Origin of the sequence: Vibrio sp. FF145 (genome assembly GCF_041439075.1) — a bacterium.
Lineage (GTDB): Bacteria > Pseudomonadota > Gammaproteobacteria > Enterobacterales > Vibrionaceae > Vibrio > Vibrio tasmaniensis_A.
The window spans coordinates 96312-115288 of sequence record NZ_JBGONH010000003.1 but is presented as its reverse complement, the minus strand read 5'-3'; the positions used below and the strand labels follow the sequence as shown (position 1 = coordinate 115288).

Below are 18977 nucleotides of genomic sequence, written 5' to 3'. Positions count from 1 at the left end.
CAATCAAAATTTTGGGGAATAATGGTATGAAGTACTATCGAAATACGTTGCTAGCGTTACCTTTGGCTCTCTTGGCTGGCTGTAATTCAAGTTCAAACGCGGGACAATCAACCACCATTTCGCAAAAGAAACCTAAGGCTGACTACGTATTTTCTTCAGCTAAACTTGGTGAATTGTATCAAGAGAGGCAAGAGCTCCAAGAAGAGGCTATGAAGCTCTCTTACGATGGTATTTTGTATGAAAAAATTCAGTTTGCTGAAGACATTAGTGATAAGCAAAAAGTGATTAGGCTTTTGGATGGCTTAGGTCAAAGTGTTGATCTGTACTTTCCTGAAGCTGGGTTTGATAGTTGTGGTGTTTATACAGAGAGCAAGGGCTTGGATCTATTTGATTGTGATGCAGCACAACGCTTTACTTCTAGTGATACTACGTCAATAAAAGCAATGACGAAGGATAAAAAAGTCTCCGTTAACCTTGAATACCAAAACGAGTTGTCGCAATACGTGACGAGCCTAGGTTCGACGATTCTGAGTAAATCCAAAAATGGTAATAAAGTCACCATTACCACATCGTTTGCCTTCAACGCTTTTTACCGCGATGTGCTCAACGAGACTGGCGCTGTTGAACGGATTACTTCCACTCTAGGCGCATCAACCTATTCTCAGCTTTTTGATATCGTGAAGTTATACCGAGGCAGTGAGATGACGTTGAAGTTCACCAACCATATTGGCGGTAGTGCTGATGACGAAATCAACATGTACACCGGGCGTATGATCAATAACAACAAGATGACGACGGTTGTGACTCCAACGGGTTCGGTTTTTTCGGGTGGTACGGATCTATTTGCTGCTGGCAACCCACGCATATTGCAACGCGCTGATACTACCAAGGTCATTGAACTGAATAAACAGGTGGGTGTGCATAGTTGGGCTGAAGGGAATAAAACGGCCAAAGAATTCCCATACACCAATGAGAGTCATCGTCAGCAAGCGACCTATTTTAAAAAGGTGATGGGAGAAAAAGGGATAGACTTCTATATCTTCACTTTAGATTCTGCACCGGCTTCCGGTGAACACTGGATGACCAAAGCAGACTCTGATAAGTACGGTTTTATTACTCGTATTGAGTAGTCAAAGAAAGTAACAATAACGACTCCGCAAAGGTTGGTGATGGCTCTGTCATTATCGGCCTTTTTTTGTGCCTGTTGTTTCTGCATTGGTTCCGGGTTGTTAGGCTAGTGGTTCCATCGATCGAATTGGACTTTTTTCTATCGGTAGAATTCATTGGTTAGGTTGTCACATCGGGATGGTGAATAAATTCTTCACTTAACACTCATGTAACAATTAATTCCCGCAGATCGCGTGATAAGAATGTGTAATCACGGCACTTTTTTGTCGATAGAATTTATTATCCGCAGCCTTACTCGCTGATAGGTTTCTATAATCTAACGATGTAAGGAGCATGTGAATGACTAATAAGGACGATCATTTATGCAGTTACTGGCAGGCACTCTGACACACTACGCTAACCCTCAAGCACGCCCTGAATTGGAATACTCGAGTGAGCAGCGTGACATTTTAAGTGTTGCGAACTCTCAACAAGCGATTAAAGATATTTCTCAATGGCCTGGCTACTCTGTTACTCCTTTGTATGAACTAAATGCAATCTCTGCTGAGATCGGCGTAAACAAGTTTTGGTACAAAGATGAATCGCAGCGTTTTGGCCTAAAGAGTTTTAAAGCACTGGGCGGCGCTTATGCCGTTGCTCGTCAGCTTCAGATTGAGATCGCCAATCGCTATGGGAAGAACCCGACCATCAGTGAGTTGCTCAACGGGGAGTGGAAATCAGAAGTGGCTGAAATCGTTGTCAGCTGTGCGACAGACGGAAACCATGGTCGCTCCGTCGCATGGGGTGCACAAATGTTTGGTTGTGGTTGTGTTATTTACATTCACCGTGACGTATCGGAAGGCCGCAAGCAAGCGATGGAAGCGTTCGGTGCAGAAGTGGTACGCATTACCGGTAACTACGATGAATCTGTTCGTTTGGCCGACTCAGAAGCTAAAGCGCAAAATCGCGTGATTGTTTCGGACACCTCTTACGAAGGTTATATGGAAATCCCTAAAGACGTTGCTTTGGGCTACACCGTGATGTTGGCTGAAATTGTCGAGCAACTTGATGGTGAAATCCCAACCCATGTCTTTGTGCAAGGGGGAGTGGGTGGTCTAGCTTCAGCTGTGTGCGGCTACTTCTGGGATCTGTGGGGCGCCGATCGTCCACGCTTTGTAATTGTCGAACCTGAGCAGGCTAACTGCTTACAGAAGAGTGCTCAAGCTGGAAAACCTATCGTGGTTACGGGCGACTTAGAAACGTTGATGGCAGGACTTGCATGTGGTGAAGTTTCAAGCTTGGCATGGACGATTCTACAAAACGGCGCGGATGATTTCATGACGTTGAGTGAAGAAGCTATTCCGCAAGCGATGCGCATGTTGGCAAGCGGCGAAAAAACGGAGTTGGCGATTGAGGGCGGGGAATCTGCCGTTCCTGGATTTGCTGCGGCGATCATCGCTAAGCAAGATTCCCAATACGCTGAAAAACTGAATTTGACTCAAGACAGCCGAGTGCTAGTGATTGGTACTGAAGGGGCAACTGACCCGGATCTCTATCAACAGATCATCGACAATAAAATCTAATAACTAGAAGTACATAGTTAGCAGCTAGCTGTTAAGAGCTAATCGCGAACAACGAATAATAAAGTAAGCCCCAAAGTTGGCGGTATGTAAGGTTTCTTCATACCGTCTTTTTTCCTCTCTTTTTGACTTCATTTCACAACACGCCTTGCTTTCTAATCGCACTGGTCATCAATCGCACTGGTCATCAATCACGCTGCTCATCAATTGGAATTGTCAGCCCTACCTTAACGTTATCCATCACCACATTGGTTTGAAAGCTCTTGATATTGGCATTATCAAAGAAGGCTTCACGAGTAAAATTGTCGTAACCCTCCATATCCGCTGCCGTAACAATCATGATGAAATCTGAACTGCCGGTGACGTAATAGCATTGCTGTACTGAGCGGTTCGAACTCATCTCTTTTTTGAAGTTGTGCATCAAATCCACACGCTCACGCTCTAGCGTTACCTGAACGATAAACGTCATTCCGTGACCGACTGCTTTTGGGTTGATAACAGAGACATCAGCTTGAATGACACCTTGCGCTCTCATGCGTTTTAAACGGCGCTGAACAGCAGCAGGAGAGAGCCCGACCTTTTCTGCAATCTTGTCTGAGGTAGCCCTGTTTGAGTCTTGTACGATGTTAAGGATCTTCTTGTCGAAACTGTCGACCACCAATGCAGGTTGCTGTGTCATACCCATACTTCCCAATATCTGTTTGTAAATTAATTGTTTCTTTTGAACCAGTGTGTGATCGAGTTAAAGGTATTTAGCCTTAACATTTAGACCTCGATGAGCGAGAACAAAAAACCACTATAACGCAGAAAAAATGCGGAATTTCTGCACAACAAGGTCATCATTTAATGATAATCCTTAAAGTTATCGGTGCATTATTAATCTTGTGAACGAAATGTAAAGATCAAATCGACAGAGTTTGAAAATTATGTGAAACATGTTGTTAACATCCTTTGGGCGATGTTAACTCTCGCTCAAGGAGTTGGAAAGTATGAAATCTGCAACCGCTACTTTACAGTTTGAATTAGAAAAATTGGCACCAGCAGGACGCGTCGGTGTGATTGCGTTAGCGACAGATTTCAATATTGAGCGTGATTTAAACGCGCTGTATCCAAACGATGTGCAATCGTTCACCAGCCGCCTAAGAAACTACAACCCGTTGACGATAGAGAACCTGCGTAGAATGGAACCGGGAATCGCTGCTTGTGCCGATACCATCCTACCGGGTACTGAATTGGATGTGGTGATCTACGCTTGTACCTCTGGCACTGTGGCGATTGGTAGCGAACGCATTACGCAGCTTATTCATCAGTCTCGCCCAAACGCTGCGGTAACGAATCCGGTAACGGCTGCCTTAGCGGCTTTCGACAGCTTTAAAGCGAAGCGTATCTCGGTATTAACGCCTTATACCGAAGCCGTGAATCAAGACGTGGCCGCATTTTTTGAGTCGCAAGGCATTGAGGTGTTGAGCATCGCTGGCTTTGGTTTTGAAGATGACACCGCGATGACGTTCATTTCTCCAATGGACATCAAACAAGCCGCGATACAAGTCTGTGACCCTGAAGCGGATCTTCTGTTTATCTCTTGCACGGCATTGCGTGCAGCATCGGTGATTGAATCCATTGAAGCGGAATTAGATAAGCCCGTTGTTAGCAGTAATCAGGTATTGGCTTGGCACTCGCTTCAGTTGATGAACTACCCCATACCCATTAAAGGCTTTGGTGCACTGCTAGCGCACCATCTCCAGCCATCCTCAGATAATTGCCAAAGGTCGCAGTCGTTGTAACGACCTTTGATTGAGGCTGCTCGCTTTGCGTCTACATTCAGCAGCCAAGCTAACTCCATATTTAACGTTAATACAAAGAATGACACTTTGGGAACACTACTATGCCGTCTACTTTTTCGATAAAACCAGACCAACTGTCTTCACAGCTTATCCAGAACATGACGGAATGGCGTCAACATTTACACCGCTTTCCTGAGTGTGGCTTTGACGTGAATCTGACCTCTGATTTCATCGCCAGTAAGCTTGAGATCTTTGGTATTGAAGTGGTACGTAACATCGGTAAAACAGGATTAGTAGGGATACTTCGTTCTGGATCAAGTGACGCGAGTATTGGCCTAAGAGCTGACATGGATGCTTTACATATTCATGAACAAAACAGCTTTTCGCATTGCTCACAACACGATGGAAAGATGCACGCCTGTGGACACGATGGACACTCTGCAATGTTGCTTGGCGCAGCAAGCTATTTGGCCGAAAACTTATTGTCAGGGAACTCAACCTTCGATGGCACGGTGTATTTCATTTTTCAACCCGATGAGGAGCACGGTTGCGGCGCGCAAGCGATGATTGATGATGGCTTGTTTGAGCAATTCTCGATTGATGAAGTATACGGCGTTCACAACTTCCCCGGCTTAGCGGAAGGTGAATTGATGGTTCGCCCCGGCTCGCTAATGGCCAGTGAAAGCAGTTTTGAAATCACAATCAATGGTGTGGGTGGACATGCTGCTCTGCCGCATCAAGGTGTCGATCCTCTCGTCGTTGGTTCGCAAGTGATTCTTGGTTTGCAAACCATCGTGTCTCGCAATCTAAGTGCGATCCACGACACCGCTGTGGTCTCTGCCACCGAATTTATTACCGATGGCACGGTTAACGTCATCCCGACTCAAGTGGTCATTAAAGGCGATTGCCGCTGCTTTACTGAAGCCTCTCTCGATCGAATCAAACAAAGTATGGAGCGAATCGTGGCGGGCATTTGTCAGGCAGCTGGCGCGACTTATGATTTCGAGTTTATTAATACCTTCTACCCAACCATCAATAGTGAGCAACAAACCCAGTATTCGGTTACCGCCGCGCAGAAGGTACTTGGTGTTGAGAACGTTAATGACGCATGCGATCCATTAACAATTTCGGAAGATTTCTCAAGCATGTTGCGTGTTAAACCGGGCTGCTATGTGCTGTTGGGTAATGGCACGGAATCGGTAGGTGGTTGCGCATTGCATAACCCGAAATACGACTTTAATGACGGCATCTTAAAGCTCGGTGCTAGCTACTGGATTCAGTTGGTGAACGACCGTTTAGCAAGATCAGTTTAGAAACACTTATTTAGAAAAATGAATTAGAAGCAACTCAATGAGAAGTAACAACTCAATTAGAAGCAATAAGTACAGAAACAGATTCAGCAGTGGCGGATTTGGCACTGCAAGATGGCTGACTTTAAACGGAGTTTATTGTCGACACAGCCAAAACTGAAGCGCGTGAAGTGACCAAGGTCATCAGCGTGTAATTAGGATAATAAAAAGGAAAGACAGGATGAAACGATTAGGCGTAGCACTGCTAAGTTTGAGCATGGTTTTTGGCGTTCATGCCGAAACATGGAAGTTTGCTTCAGAAGAGGACAAAACAGACGTTCAAGACATCTATGCGCAAAAATTTGCGGAAGTGATTAAGAAAGAATCTGATGGCGACATCCGTGTTCGCATCTATTACTACGGTCAACTGGGTACAGAAAACGACATCGTAGAACTGGCTGCTAAAGGCACGATTCAATTTGTGTCGGTAGGCGCGGGTCACTTAGGGTCTTACGTACCTGAAGTTCAAGCGGTGAGCTTACCGTATGTTCTGGGCACTAACGAAGCGATCACGCATAAGGTCTTAACGGAAAGCCCAACCATCTACAACAAGCTGGCACCTAAGTTTGAGAGCGTAAACTTAAAGTTGTTGTCGATGATGTCTGAAGGCGAAATGGTTTGGGGCGGCAATAAACCTATCCGTACACCTGAAGATTTTGCGAACCAGAAAATCCGTACTTTCACTTCAACCATTCCTGTTGAAACCTACAAAGCGTTTGGTGCAACACCTACTCCTCTTTCTTGGGGTGAAGTGTACGGTTCACTGCAACTTAAGACCATCGATAGCATGGTTAACCCGATCTACTTCATCTACAACGCGAAGTGGCATGAGGTTCAAGACTACCTAATGTTCCCAGGTCAGCAACCTTATGTCAGCACGGTTTCGACCAACAGCAAGTGGTACAACGGCCTGTCGGAAGAGAAGCAAGCGATGGTCGACAAAGCGATCACCGCGGCAGACCAAGCGGCGTATGACTACCAAATCCGCATCAACAAAGAGAACATGGACAAGATCTTGAAAGAGCGTCCAAACATGCAAGTGGTTGTGTTAACCGAGGAAGAGCGTGAACGCTTCAAGGTCCTCAGTCAAAAGCTGCACACGACTTACTATGACGTGGTCGCAAATGCGTATCCTTCTGGTGAGCAAAGTGAAGCGCGTGAGGGTGCGAAAACCATTCTTGAAGAAATCCTAGATGAAGTGAAGGCTGCTTCAGCGACGCAATAGAAAGCGTTGTTAGGATGAATGCTATCCGCTGTTTATTGGCAGCGGGTAGCTTATCCCCACCTTCTCCAAATTGTGGCAATGGACCCCTGTCACTGAACGAAGTATGGAGCACTGCCTGTTATGAAAGAACTGCTACATAAAATAAGCGTCGCGACAGAAAAGCTAGAACGCTTTTTAATCATGACCGCCATTCTCGCGATGATGATCAATTCCACGGCCAATGCGATTGGTCGCTATGCCTTTAACAAAAGCCTGTTTTTCTCAGAAGAACTTAATCAGTTTTTGATCGTTTCAGTCACCTTTATCGGTTTCGCTTATGCGGTGCGCCAAGGTAGAAACATTCGTATGACCGCAGTCTACGATTCATTGAGCACTAAAGCTCAGAAAGTTCTCACAACCATCATTGCGCTACTCACCGCCATGTTGATGTTTTATCTCACTTACCATGCGTTCTTCTATGTCAAAGAGCTCAAAGACATCAATCGGTTAAGTCCAGCCTTACAGTTCCCTGTGTATTGGGTATACGCGATCATTCCAATTGGTTTTTTCATTGCCGGATTGCAATACAGCATGAGTTTTTTGATGAACTTACTGCACAAAGAGATCTACGTGTCATTTGACGTGATTGAAAACAGAAACACAAAAGTAGGTGAGTTCGAATGAGCGATGTTGCACAGTTTTTCTCGGACATTATTGCCGGCGAATTAGATATTTATGTCATCACATTTACTCTTGTTTCTGTGATGGTGATTTTGCTGTTTTTGAGCTTCCCGATGATTGTACCGTTAGCGGTTGGAGCTTTAATTGGCTTGATTCATTTCTCTCAGGTAGAGCCGGGAGTACTGATTCAGCAGATGGTCACGGGCATTTCGCCGAACGCATTGATTGCGGTACCCATGTTTATCTTAGCAGCCGATATCATGACGCGCGGCCACACAGCCTATAACTTACTTGGCCTGATTCAAGCATTTGTCGGACATCTGCGTGGTGGCTTGCCGATTACGACGTGTATCAGCTGTACTTTATTTGGTTCTGTTTCCGGTTCGACCCAAGCGACCGTGGTGTCGGTTGGCCAAATCATGCGTCCGAAGTTGCTGCAAGCAGGCTACAAAGACAGCTTTGTGATGGCGCTGATCATCAATGCCAGTGACATCGCGTTTCTTATCCCTCCGAGCATCGGCTTGATTCTTTACGGCACCTTAGCCAACGCCAGTGTGGGTGAATTATTCATTGCCGGTATTGGCCCAGGTTTAGTACTCGCGAGCCTGTTCTCATTATACAGCTATGCCTACAGCGTAAAACACAGCGACACCATCACTTTGGTTGAAAAAGCCAACACCGCAGAACGCATTGAAGCGATCAAGAAAGCGATTCTTCCTCTTGGTTTCCCTGCTTTGATTATCGGTGGTATCTATTCGGGTATTGTGACGCCAACCGAAGCGGCCTCATTCGCTGTGTTGTATGCGATCATCGTTGAGTGCATTTTCTATCGCAAACTTGGCGTAAAAGACATCTGCGATGCGGCGTTAAATACCGGCTTGATTACCGCGGTTGTCTTTGTGCTGGTGGGTGTTGGTCAGGCGTTCTCTTGGTACATCTCGTTTGAACAAATCCCTCAAGAGTTGTTGGCTCCTCTCAATCTAGAAGACGCTTCGCCTGAGTTCATCCTGTTTGTTATCGCACTGACTTTCTTTGTCGGTTGCATGTTCGTGGATTCATTGGTGGTTCTACTTATCTTGACGCCCATCTTCATGCCGATTGTTGATGCAGCAGGCATCGACCCAATCTTGGTCGGCGTGATGGTAACGCTACAAATGGCGATTGGGTCGGCAACGCCTCCATTCGGCTGTGACATCTTCACCGCGATTGCGATTTTCGAGCGTCCTTATATGGAGGTCATCCGTGGGACGCTACCGTTTTTCCTTATTTTGATATTGATGTCTGCGTTGCTGATTTTCTTCCCAAGTATCGCTCTGTTACCAAGAGACATTTTATTCAATTAATCCGTCGAGTTACCCTTATTCAATCAAGGATAGAGATATGAGTATATTGCCGTTAACACCTCCGCAGAGAGGGTTTGAATCAGCAGAACTAGAGCAACGTACTGTCGAGTTGCAACAACGTCTTCGCGCGCAAAACATCGATGCTGCGTTTTTCACGACGGAGCCTGAATTCCGCTATTTCAGCGGTTTTAAATCGCAGTTTTGGGAAAGCCCAACTCGGCCTTGGTTTTTGGTGGTGCCAGCGGTTGGTAAGCCCATAGCGGTAGTACCAGAGATCGGTGTGGCTGGCTTTGACGAGACATGGATTGAAGATGTGCGCAGCTGGCCGTCACCAAGACCAGAAGACGATGGCGTCTCTTTATTAGCTTCTACGTTATCTGAGGTCTCCAAGGGTTCTCGCAGAATCGGCTCGATGATTGGTCCGGAAACACATTTGCGTATGCCAGCCACTGACTATGCATTGTTACAGCAAAAGCTGAGCCAACACAGTGTGGTTGATGTGTCGCTGATGGTTCGCGATTTGCGTAGTGTTAAATCTCAAGCGGAGATCGATAAAGTACGCTTTGCTTGCCAAGTTACGGCGGCGGGCTTTGAGTATCTTCGTCATCATCTCACGATAGGGATGACAGAACGAGAGGCTTGTAAAGCCATGCATTTGGAGATGCTGCGTTTAGGTGCCGATGCTTGCCCTTATCTGATTTCGGCATCCGGCCAAGGTGGCTATGACAACATCATCATGGGGCCAACCGATCGTGTGCTCTCTGAAGGGGATGTTTTGATCATCGACACGGGGGCTAACTTTGATGGCTACTTCAGCGACTTTGACCGGAACTATGCGTTTGGGCATGCGCAGCCAGATACAATAGCGGCTTATGACGCGGTATATCAGTCGACAGAAGCGGGGCTCGCGATTGCAGAGCCGGGACGAACAACCGGAGACGTGTGGCAAGCCATGTGGTCGGTGCTCGAAAAGTACGGTGCACTCGGCAACGATGTGGGTCGCATGGGGCATGGTCTGGGTATGCAGCTAACCGAGTGGCCATCACATGTGCCTAACGGTGATGTGATTTTAAAACCCGGTATGGTGCTCACCCTTGAGCCGGGCATGGCATTTGCGAAAAACCGCATGATGGTGCACGAGGAAAACATCGTTATCACAGAGTCTGGCTGCGAGATGTTGCACCAAAGAGCATGGCAATCTATGCCGATTATCGGATAGTCAATCATTGAACCTGGTTTCTAGATCTAGTCTTAGCTTCATTATCTGGCTCTGAAATTGAGCCGTCACCAAGTAGAGCATCCATTCGTTACATGGTGCTCTGCTTTTCATTCTATATTCCCCATTCTGCTACTCCGATTATTACGTTTAAGTTGTCTCAAACGACGTTTGACTCTTCCTGTTCGATTCTCTTCCTTTGTTTAAATCTTGTGCTCATTGAGCAAAAACATTTGACCAATAACCATCACACCTCAAATCTTTAATGATTTTATTTAGTGGTCTAAATGATATTTAAGGTGTTGTTTTAAAGCAATTTATTTGATTTTGAATGGTGTGTTGTTACGAGTTTGTTTTAAATAATCATTTGAACTCTAATTAAATTTCTGTCATTTTATACTTAACTGAACGTTCAATATAAAATAGAAGGACTAAGAAATGCCCAAGGTTGGGATGCCTGACATACGTAAACCACAGCTTGTTCAAGCGACCATGACGGTGATTGATCGAGTCGGTTTGCATGGCGCGAGTATTGCGCTGATCAGCAAAGAAGCGGGAGTCTCCACTGGCATTATTAATCACTATTTTGGTGGAAAGCATGGGCTGCTCGAAGAGACCATGCGAGAAATACTGCGTCAACTTTCGAATACCGTAACAACAGAATTAAAAGCGCTCCCTGCTGATGCTCACCAGCAAAGGATCAACGCTATCATCAACGGTAATTTCGAAGGCTATCAAGCGGAAAATAAAGTGTCGAAAACATGGCTCGCATTCTGGTCTTATTCGATGCATGACGCTCAACTCAAGCGTCTTCAACGCGTGAATGAAAAGCGTTTGATTTCTCACTTACTTATTGAATTAAAATCGATTTTTCAATCTGATCAAGCGGAATTGATCGCACACGGTATTGCATCATTAATTGATGGGATCTGGCTGAGAGGGACGCTCAATCCTGAAGGCATTAACGCCGATAAAGCTCGTGCAATCATCAATGACTACTTAGACAAGCAGCTTACGTTTTACTCGTGTCAGCGTGACTAATGATTCATCAAAAATTCTAGTGAGTGAGCTCAAAAGGCTCGCTCTCAACAACGATATGCATTCACAAATACATAGACCGATAGAGTCTAACAACAATAATTAAGTCAGAAGATCAAATGGAAATGAACTCGTTATACATCGATGGTAAAGCGGTTGACGCTACCTCAGGCGAAACTTTCGTCAGCATTAACCCTGCAAACGGCGAACCTATCGCAACGCTTGGCCAAGCTTCTTCAGCTGACGTTGAAAATGCGATTGAATCGGCGAAGCGCGGATTTGCGGTGTGGTCAGCAATGACAGCCGTAGAACGCAGCCGCATTCTTTTAAAGGCGGTAGAGATACTTAGAGCTCGAAATAATGACCTTGCGAACCTTGAGGTTGTCGATACGGGCAAGCCGTTACAAGAAGCGATCGAAGTCGATGTGGCTTCTGGCGCTGACGTTATTGAGTATTTCGCAGGGCTAGCACCTACGCTGCAAGGCGATCAACAACCTCTTAGTGACACCCAGTTTTTCTACACACGTCGTGAACCGCTAGGTATCTGTGCGGGCATTGGTGCGTGGAATTACCCTATCCAAATCGCAATGTGGAAATCGGCTCCGGCTCTTGCTGCGGGTAACGCGATGATTTTCAAGCCTTCAGAAGAAACGCCGCTAACAGCACTGAAACTTGCTGAGATCTTTACTGAAGCTGGTCTTCCTGATGGCGTGTTTAACGTAGTTCAGGGCGATTACCGTGTCGGCCAAATGCTAACGGCTCACCCCGACATCGCTAAAGTGTCGTTCACAGGCGAAACGGGTACGGGCAAAGCGGTAATGTCAGACAGTGCTAAAACACTCAAGTCTGTAACGATGGAGCTCGGCGGTAAATCACCAATGATCATCTTTGATGATGCGAAATTAGACGATGCGGTGTCAGCTTCAATGGTCGCTAACTTTTACACCCAAGGCGAAGTGTGCACTAACGGTACTCGTGTTTATGTACACGAAAACATTTACGACGCATTTATCGACCAACTTAAAACACGCACTGAGAAGCTCATCATTGGTAACCCGATGGATATGGAGACTCAGATCGGCGCGTTGATTTCTAAAGAACACCTTTCAAAAGTCCTTGAAGCAATTGAGCTGGCTAAACAGTCGGGTGCAACTCTGCTGACTGGCGGTTATCAAGTGACGGACAACGGCTTAGCAAACGGCAACTTTGTTATTCCTACGGTATTCACAGATTGCCATGACGACATGCCTCACGTTCAGCAAGAAATTTTCGGCCCTGTTATGTCGGTGTTGAAGTTTACGGACGAAGACGATGTGATTCGTCGTGCTAACGATACTAAGTACGGCCTCGCTGCTGGTGTGTTCACGCAAAACCTTTCTCGCGCTCACCGTGTTATTCATCAAATGCAGGCGGGTATTTGTTGGGTTAATACATGGGGTGACTCACCTGCAGAAATGCCTGTCGGTGGCTACAAACTTTCAGGGGTTGGCCGCGAAAATGGGCCAGAGACTCTACTCCACTATACGCAGACTAAGAGCATTCTTATTGAACTTGGCGACTACGCCAGCCCTTATGCCTAACGCGTAACACTCAATTTTATGGGTTAGCTTAACAGAGCTAGCCCTACTGACTCATCTCAGGGAAATCAAAACATGGAACAACGCTACGATTATATTATCGTCGGCGCGGGTTCGGCCGGCTGTGTGTTAGCGGATAGGCTAACGGAAAGCGGTGAACATAGCGTTTTATTATTGGAAGCGGGTGGTACGGATAAGAGTATTTTTATCCAAATGCCGACTGCGCTTTCTTACCCGATGAATACTGAAAAGTACGCTTGGCAATTCGAGACTCAACAAGAACCGGGCCTTGATGGACGTGAACTGCATTGTCCACGCGGCAAGGTGTTGGGTGGCAGCTCATCGATTAACGGCATGGTTTATGTTCGTGGCCACGCTTGTGACTTTGACCAATGGGAAGAAGAGGGCGCAGCCGGTTGGAATTACCAAGCTTGCTTGCCTTACTTCCGCCGTGCTGAATCATGGAATAAAGGTGGTGACGAATATCGTGGCGACAATGGCCCAGTCGGCACTTGTAACGGCAACGATATGGCGCTTAACCCCCTTTACCAAGCATTCATTGATGCAGGTAAAGACGCCGGTTACCCAGAAACACAAGATTACAACGGCTACCAGCAAGAAGGCTTCGGCACCATGCACATGACGGTAGACAAGGGTGTTAGAGCCTCAACCTCTAACGCTTATCTACGTCGTGCATTGAAGCGTTCAAACCTTACCTTGAAAAAAGGCATCGTGGCGCGTCGTTTCTTACTTGAAGCACAAGACTCAGAAGGCCAATCAGACTTGAAAGCGGTTGGTGTCGAGTTTGAAAAGTCAGGCAATACTCAAGTTGCCGTGGCGAACAAGGAAGTGCTCTCTTCTGCGGGTTCTATCGGTTCTGTTCAACTGCTGCAACTGTCTGGTATCGGCCCTAAAGCGGTACTTGAGAAGGCGGGTGTTGAGCTTAAACACGAACTCAGTGGCGTCGGTGAAAACCTACAAGACCACTTAGAAGTGTACTTCCAATATCACTGTAACGAACCTATCACGCTCAACAGCAAGCTGGGTTTAGTCAGCAAAGGCATGATTGGCGCAGAGTGGATTTTGACTCGCAAAGGTTTGGGTGCCACTAATCACTTTGAATCGTGCGCGTTCATTCGTTCTCGCAAAGGATTGAAGTGGCCGAATATTCAATATCACTTCCTGCCAGCAGCGATGCGTTACGACGGACAAGCGGCCTTTGATGGTCACGGTTTCCAAGTTCATGTTGGCCCTAACAAGCCAGAAAGTCGCGGTACGGTTGCTATCACTTCTGCTGATCCGCATGCCAAGCCAGAGATCATTTTCAATTACATCTCGACTGAGCAAGACCGCCAAGATTGGCGTGATTGCATTCGCTTAACCCGTGAAATTTTGTCGCAACCTGCGATGGATGTTTACCGTGGCGAAGAGATTCAGCCAGGTCTGAGCGTAACTTCTGATGAAGCGATCGACGAATGGGTTAAGCAGAACGTTGAAAGTGCTTATCACCCTTCTTGTGGCTGCAAAATGGGCGCTGATGATGACCCAATGGCGGTACTTGATGAAGAGTGTCGTGTTCGCGGCATTGATAATTTGCGCGTTGTCGACTCGTCTGTTTTCCCTGTTATTCCAAACGGCAACCTTAACGCACCGACCATCATGGTAGCTGAGCGTGCCTCGGATCTGATTCTGGGCAAGCCCGTTCTAAAAGAGCAAAACGTTCCGGTCTGGATAGCACCGGAATGGGAAGAAACACAAAGAATCAATAAGCCAGTACGAGAAGCGTAAGCGTCTGTTATTGGCTAAAAAACAGCAAAAGCAGCAAAGAATAAAAACAACAAGTAACAAGCAAAAAATAACAAAACTAATTAGTCAAAAGTCAGAAGAACTGCTCTCTATCGGTGTTGATATCGAGCAGCAAAAGGAAAGATAAAAAGGAACCATTATGACGACTCTAAATATTCAGAACGTGACGACAAAAACGTTAACAGCACTAGCCATCAGCTCATTTGCATTTGGTGCTAACGCTTCTGTTGAACCACAACAATGTGAAAACGTACGCTTCGCTGATGTTGGTTGGACAGACATTACCGCAACAACGGCTATCACTTCTGAGTTACTCAAAGGCCTAGGCTACAAAACCAAAACCGACCTACTTTCAGTACCGGTTACTTACTCTTCAATGGCGAACGGTGATATTGACGTATTCCTAGGTAACTGGATGCCAACTATGGAAGGCGACATCGCTAAGTACCGCGAAGCGGGAACGGTTGAGACCGTGCGTGCCAACCTTGAAGGTGCAAAATACACACTAGCCGTACCAAAATACGTGTACGACTCTGGCGTGAAAAGCTTCGCCGACCTAGCAAAACATGCCGACAAATTTAAAGACCGCATCTACGGTATTGAACCGGGTAACGATGGCAACCGCTTAATCCAATCAATGATTGATTCTGACGCGTTTGGCTTGAAAGATTTCAGCCTAGTGGAATCAAGTGAAGCGGGCATGGTATCGCAAGTATCTCGTGCTGCTCGTCGTAGTCAGTGGATCGTTTACCTTGGTTGGGCACCGCACCCAATGAACAGCAATGTTGAGATGGAATACCTATCAGGTGGTGACGACTTCTTCGGCCCGAACTACGGTGGCGCAAATGTTTACACCAATGTTCGTTCAAACTACCTGTCTGAATGTGCAAACGTCGGTCAACTTCTGCAAAACCTAGAGTTCACTCTAGAGATGGAAAACCAGTTGATGGAAGAGATTCTTAACCAAAAAGTGAAGCCAGAGAAAGCGGCTCAACAATGGTTGAACAATAACCCTCAACAAGTTGAAGCTTGGTTGGACAACGTAAAAACGCATAAAGGTGAATCAGCGACTCGAGCGGTTACTGAATACCTAAAACAAGTTAAAGCTTAGTTTTACCTACCTATCGATCTATTTATCAAAGCTCTATAAATAAAAAGGTGGGCTGACCAATTTATCGATTGGTTTGAAGTAGCCCACCCATAATAAAAGGCAATATTGTGAATTTTATTACGGAAAACAAAATCCCTGTTGGTCAATGGATGGAAGCAGGTGTTGATTGGCTAACAATCAATGCAGCAGGATTCTTTGACGCTATTTCGATTTTTCTAGAAACCGTCATTATGTTTTTAGTCGATGTATTTAAGTGGATGCCACCGGCTTTACCAATCGTGATGACCGCGGCGATTGCATGGTATTTACACCGTAAACCCTCGCTTGTGATTTTCGTGGTTGCAGCTTTGCTGACTATTTTAAACCTTGGCTACTGGCAAGAAATGCTGGAAACCTTTGTCCTCGTGTTTGCAGCGACAACGATTTCCGTATTAATTGGCGTTCCAGTTGGCATTATGGCCGCGCATCGGCCTTGGTTATATACGGTGCTTAGACCCATCCTTGATTTAATGCAGACGGTTCCGACATTTGTGTATCTGATTCCGACTTTGGTTCTATTCGGCTTGGGCATCGTTCCGGGCTTAATCTCGACCATCATCTTCGCCATTGCCGCACCAATTCGTTTGACCTACTTAGGCGTAACCAAAGTACCTGAAGAGTTGATTGAAGCGGGTAAAGCGTTTGGTGCGAGCCGCATGAAATTGCTGATGAAGGTGGAATTACCGGCCGCTTTACCAAGCATTATGGCGGGCGTCACCCAATGTATTATGTTGTCTCTTTCGATGGTGGTTATCGCCGCTCTTGTCGGTGCTGACGGACTTGGTAAACCTGTTGTTCGCGCATTGAACACAGTGAACATCTCACAAGGTTTTGAAGCCGGGCTAGCGATTGTATTAGTCGCTATCATTCTTGATCGCTTGTGCAAAACACCAAACCAGAAGGAAGCTTAATCATGTCTAACTCTCAGGAAAAAAAGACAATGGACGCGATTACCATTAAGAACCTCGATGTTGTGTTTGGTGATAAGCCGAAGCAAGCGCTTGAGCTGCTCGATCAAGGTAAAACTCGCCAAGAGATCATTGATGAAACTGGCCAAGTCGTTGGCGTAGATAATGTGTCGCTGACCGTTGAAGAAGGCGAGATTTGTGTGCTGATGGGTTTGTCTGGTTCTGGTAAATCATCTTTGCTTCGCGCAGTTAACGGCTTGAATGAGATCAGCCGTGGCTCATTGGCGATCAAAGATGGAGACAAGCTGGTTGATTTAGGTGAACAGTGCGACGAAGCGACTCTGCGTCACCTTCGTACTCACCGCGTTTCTATGGTGTTCCAAAAGTTTGCCCTAATGCCTTGGTTAAACGTGTTAGATAACGTGGCGTTTGGTCTTGAAATGCAAGGTGTAGCTAAAGATGTTCGTCGTGCTAAAGCGCGTGAACAACTTGAAATGGTGGGTTTGGCAGAGTGGGAAAACAAGTATCCGCATGAACTATCGGGCGGTATGCAGCAACGTGTTGGCCTAGCGCGTGCCTTTGCGATGGATACCGACATTCTTCTTATGGATGAACCGTTTTCAGCGCTTGATCCGCTGATTCGTGCACAGTTGCAAGATGAGCTAATTCTATTGCAAAACAAGCTTAACAAAACGATTCTGTTCGTGAGTCATGATTTGGATGAAGCACTGAAGATTGGTAATAACATTGCGATCATGGAATCAGGTAAATTGATTCAACACGGTAAGCCTGAAGAGATCGTACTCACGCCAAAAACAGAATATGTGAAAGACTTCGTTGCTCACACTAATCCATTGAATGTGCTAAAAGGTCGCTCTTTAATGCAGCCTCTTGATTCACTGACGCAAGAGAATGAAAGCTGGAAGATCTGCGATTCTAAAGATCTCTGGATTGAACAGAGTGAAGGTGCTTTATCGGTGAAAGGTGAATCTACCTTGGCGCTTGTTGAGTGGAGCGAGTCTGACGACCTAACTGCGATTAACGCGTCTAGTGTGGTAGTGACAAGCCCGGAGATTGGTATGCGTGATGCGATTAAGCTTAAACAGATCAGTAACCACCCAATTCTGTTGGTTGAAAACAATCAATTGGTTGGGATTTTGGATAACAGCGAGTTTTACAACGCGCTAACGGGTAACTTTCAAATGAATACCGCTGCGTAAAATTTCGTTTTTCAGCTTAGCTATTGAGGCTGGTTTTTTATTGGGTGGAGAGGATTAAATCTCTCTACCTCTATGATTATTAAAATATATTATTCTTTGAGTTTGTATTCTCTGGTTCATTATTTTTGTCTTCATTGAAGCTTTCATTCCCCCTTCATTAAGCAAAAGTGCCGTACCACGCAAGTTTAGTGGTATAGAAAAGATTGAGAATAGTATGAACATCAGTACAATGCGGAAAAATCAATGAAGTAAATTATCAATTTACAGTGTAATTCGAGCGATCCTAAGCTGTTCAGTTTGGAAATCTCATCGCCCCGGCACTGTAAAGTCACTCACAGTATATTAGTACAAAGGTCTGCATCTTGGATAAACATGACGAAATCTTGGTCGCTATTCGCCAAATTATTCGCGCTATCGATTTACACTCGAAAAAGCTGAGTAAAGAGTATGGTTTGACGGGCCCTCAATTGATTTTAATGCGCGCAATCCAAGAGATGGGTAATGTGACGATCAAAGAATTGTCTAATCAAACTAATGTGAGTCAAGCGACGACAACGACGATCATCGATCGCTTGGAATTGAACGGCTATGTACAACGTGTTCGCAGTTCGTCAGATCGCCGAAAAGTACACGCAAATCTGACTGAAAAAGGTCAAGAGCTACTTAACAATGCGCCACCACCGCTACAAGATAACTTCGTTAAAAAATTCCAAAATTTAGAAGCATGGGAGCAAAGCCTACTGCTTTCTTCGATGCAACGTGTGTCTGCAATGATGAACGCCGAAGACATCGACGCAGCTCCAGTTCTACAGCTTGAAGGCATTGCAAACGTCGTCAAGAGCTAACGTAGTTTTAAATTGTCTAGCTAAGAAAAAGTTTAAAGAGTTATAAAATGGTCGCATCAAGCGGCCATTTTTTGATCTTGGCCTCCCAATTTTTCTGACTTTACTAATGAAAATCATCTTTTAGTTGTAGCCTATCGATATAAGCTAAGGTTTTCGAAAGACTAAGTAT

General features: G+C 45.7%; 17 protein-coding genes. 16 read left to right on the top strand and 1 reads right to left on the bottom strand.

What is annotated here, in order from left to right; all coding sequences use genetic code 11:
* The first annotated feature begins 26 nt into the window (after positions 1-26).
* Together ACED42_RS02295 and ACED42_RS02290 are read left to right on the top strand one after the other, a co-directional pair.
* The gene (locus ACED42_RS02295; RefSeq protein WP_371701247.1) at positions 27-1130 is read left to right on the top strand and encodes an alpha/beta hydrolase; all 1104 of its coding nucleotides are present in this window, start codon (positions 27-29) and stop codon (positions 1128-1130) included.
* Between the two features lie 360 nt (positions 1131-1490).
* Positions 1491-2690, top strand: a complete 1200-nt coding sequence (locus ACED42_RS02290) for a diaminopropionate ammonia-lyase (RefSeq protein ID WP_371701245.1) — start codon at positions 1491-1493, stop codon at positions 2688-2690.
* A gap of 184 nt (positions 2691-2874) precedes the next feature.
* Here the strand turns inward: ACED42_RS02290 and ACED42_RS02285 are convergent, their stop codons facing one another.
* Entirely contained in the window at positions 2875-3366 is a 492-nt protein-coding gene (locus ACED42_RS02285; protein WP_004732456.1) for an Lrp/AsnC family transcriptional regulator, read from the bottom strand.
* A 310-nt stretch (positions 3367-3676) separates the two neighbouring features.
* Here ACED42_RS02285 and ACED42_RS02280 point away from each other — a divergent pair, with 310 nt between their 5' ends.
* The 14 genes from ACED42_RS02280 to ACED42_RS02215 all read left to right on the top strand — a co-directional run bounded on the left by ACED42_RS02280 (position 3677) and on the right by ACED42_RS02215 (position 18808).
* Positions 3677-4471 carry an Asp/Glu racemase gene (locus ACED42_RS02280; RefSeq protein WP_371701243.1) on the top strand — a complete coding sequence of 265 codons (795 nt, stop codon included), beginning with the start codon at positions 3677-3679 and terminating at the stop codon, positions 4469-4471.
* Positions 4472-4572: 101 nt separating this feature from the next.
* Positions 4573-5784, top strand: coding sequence for a M20 aminoacylase family protein (locus ACED42_RS02275; protein WP_371701241.1), 1212 nt, complete (start codon positions 4573-4575; stop codon positions 5782-5784).
* A gap of 217 nt (positions 5785-6001) precedes the next feature.
* A complete protein-coding gene (dctP, locus tag ACED42_RS02270; RefSeq protein WP_017105430.1) occupies positions 6002-7045 on the top strand; it encodes a TRAP transporter substrate-binding protein DctP in 1044 nt (347 codons plus the stop codon).
* 120 nt (positions 7046-7165) lie between these two features.
* Positions 7166-7708 (top strand): TRAP transporter small permease, encoded by a 543-nt coding sequence (locus tag ACED42_RS02265; protein ID WP_017111213.1) that lies wholly within the window; start codon positions 7166-7168, stop codon positions 7706-7708.
* On the top strand, positions 7705-9048 hold the full coding sequence (locus ACED42_RS02260) for a TRAP transporter large permease (protein ID WP_017111212.1): 1344 nt from the start codon (positions 7705-7707) through the stop codon (positions 9046-9048). Before ACED42_RS02265 ends, ACED42_RS02260 begins: the two co-directional genes overlap by 4 nt.
* Positions 9049-9085: 37 nt before the next feature.
* Positions 9086-10267 (top strand): M24 family metallopeptidase, encoded by a 1182-nt coding sequence (locus ACED42_RS02255; RefSeq protein ID WP_371701237.1) that lies wholly within the window; start codon positions 9086-9088, stop codon positions 10265-10267.
* A gap of 435 nt (positions 10268-10702) precedes the next feature.
* Positions 10703-11305: a transcriptional regulator BetI gene (gene betI, locus ACED42_RS02250; RefSeq protein WP_371701235.1), complete on the top strand. Its 603-nt coding sequence runs from the start codon at positions 10703-10705 to the stop codon at positions 11303-11305.
* Positions 11306-11421: 116 nt separating this feature from the next.
* Positions 11422-12882 carry a betaine-aldehyde dehydrogenase gene (gene betB, locus ACED42_RS02245; protein WP_017105435.1) on the top strand — a complete coding sequence of 487 codons (1461 nt, stop codon included), beginning with the start codon at positions 11422-11424 and terminating at the stop codon, positions 12880-12882.
* A 72-nt stretch (positions 12883-12954) separates the two neighbouring features.
* Entirely contained in the window at positions 12955-14667 is a 1713-nt protein-coding gene (gene betA / locus ACED42_RS02240; RefSeq protein WP_371701234.1) for a choline dehydrogenase, read from the top strand.
* A gap of 10 nt (positions 14668-14677) precedes the next feature.
* Positions 14678-14812 (top strand): hypothetical protein, encoded by a 135-nt coding sequence (locus ACED42_RS02235; RefSeq protein ID WP_371701232.1) that lies wholly within the window; start codon positions 14678-14680, stop codon positions 14810-14812.
* Between the two features lie 12 nt (positions 14813-14824).
* On the top strand, positions 14825-15796 hold the full coding sequence (locus ACED42_RS02230) for a choline ABC transporter substrate-binding protein (protein WP_371701231.1): 972 nt from the start codon (positions 14825-14827) through the stop codon (positions 15794-15796).
* A 107-nt stretch (positions 15797-15903) separates the two neighbouring features.
* The gene (gene choW / locus ACED42_RS02225; protein WP_009845976.1) at positions 15904-16746 is read left to right on the top strand and encodes a choline ABC transporter permease subunit; all 843 of its coding nucleotides are present in this window, start codon (positions 15904-15906) and stop codon (positions 16744-16746) included.
* Positions 16747-16748: 2 nt separating this feature from the next.
* The gene (gene choV / locus ACED42_RS02220) at positions 16749-17963 is read left to right on the top strand and encodes a choline ABC transporter ATP-binding protein (RefSeq protein WP_269335246.1); all 1215 of its coding nucleotides are present in this window, start codon (positions 16749-16751) and stop codon (positions 17961-17963) included.
* Between the two features lie 362 nt (positions 17964-18325).
* Positions 18326-18808, top strand: a complete 483-nt coding sequence (locus tag ACED42_RS02215) for a MarR family winged helix-turn-helix transcriptional regulator (protein WP_009845974.1) — start codon at positions 18326-18328, stop codon at positions 18806-18808.
* Positions 18809-18977 lie beyond the last annotated feature (169 nt).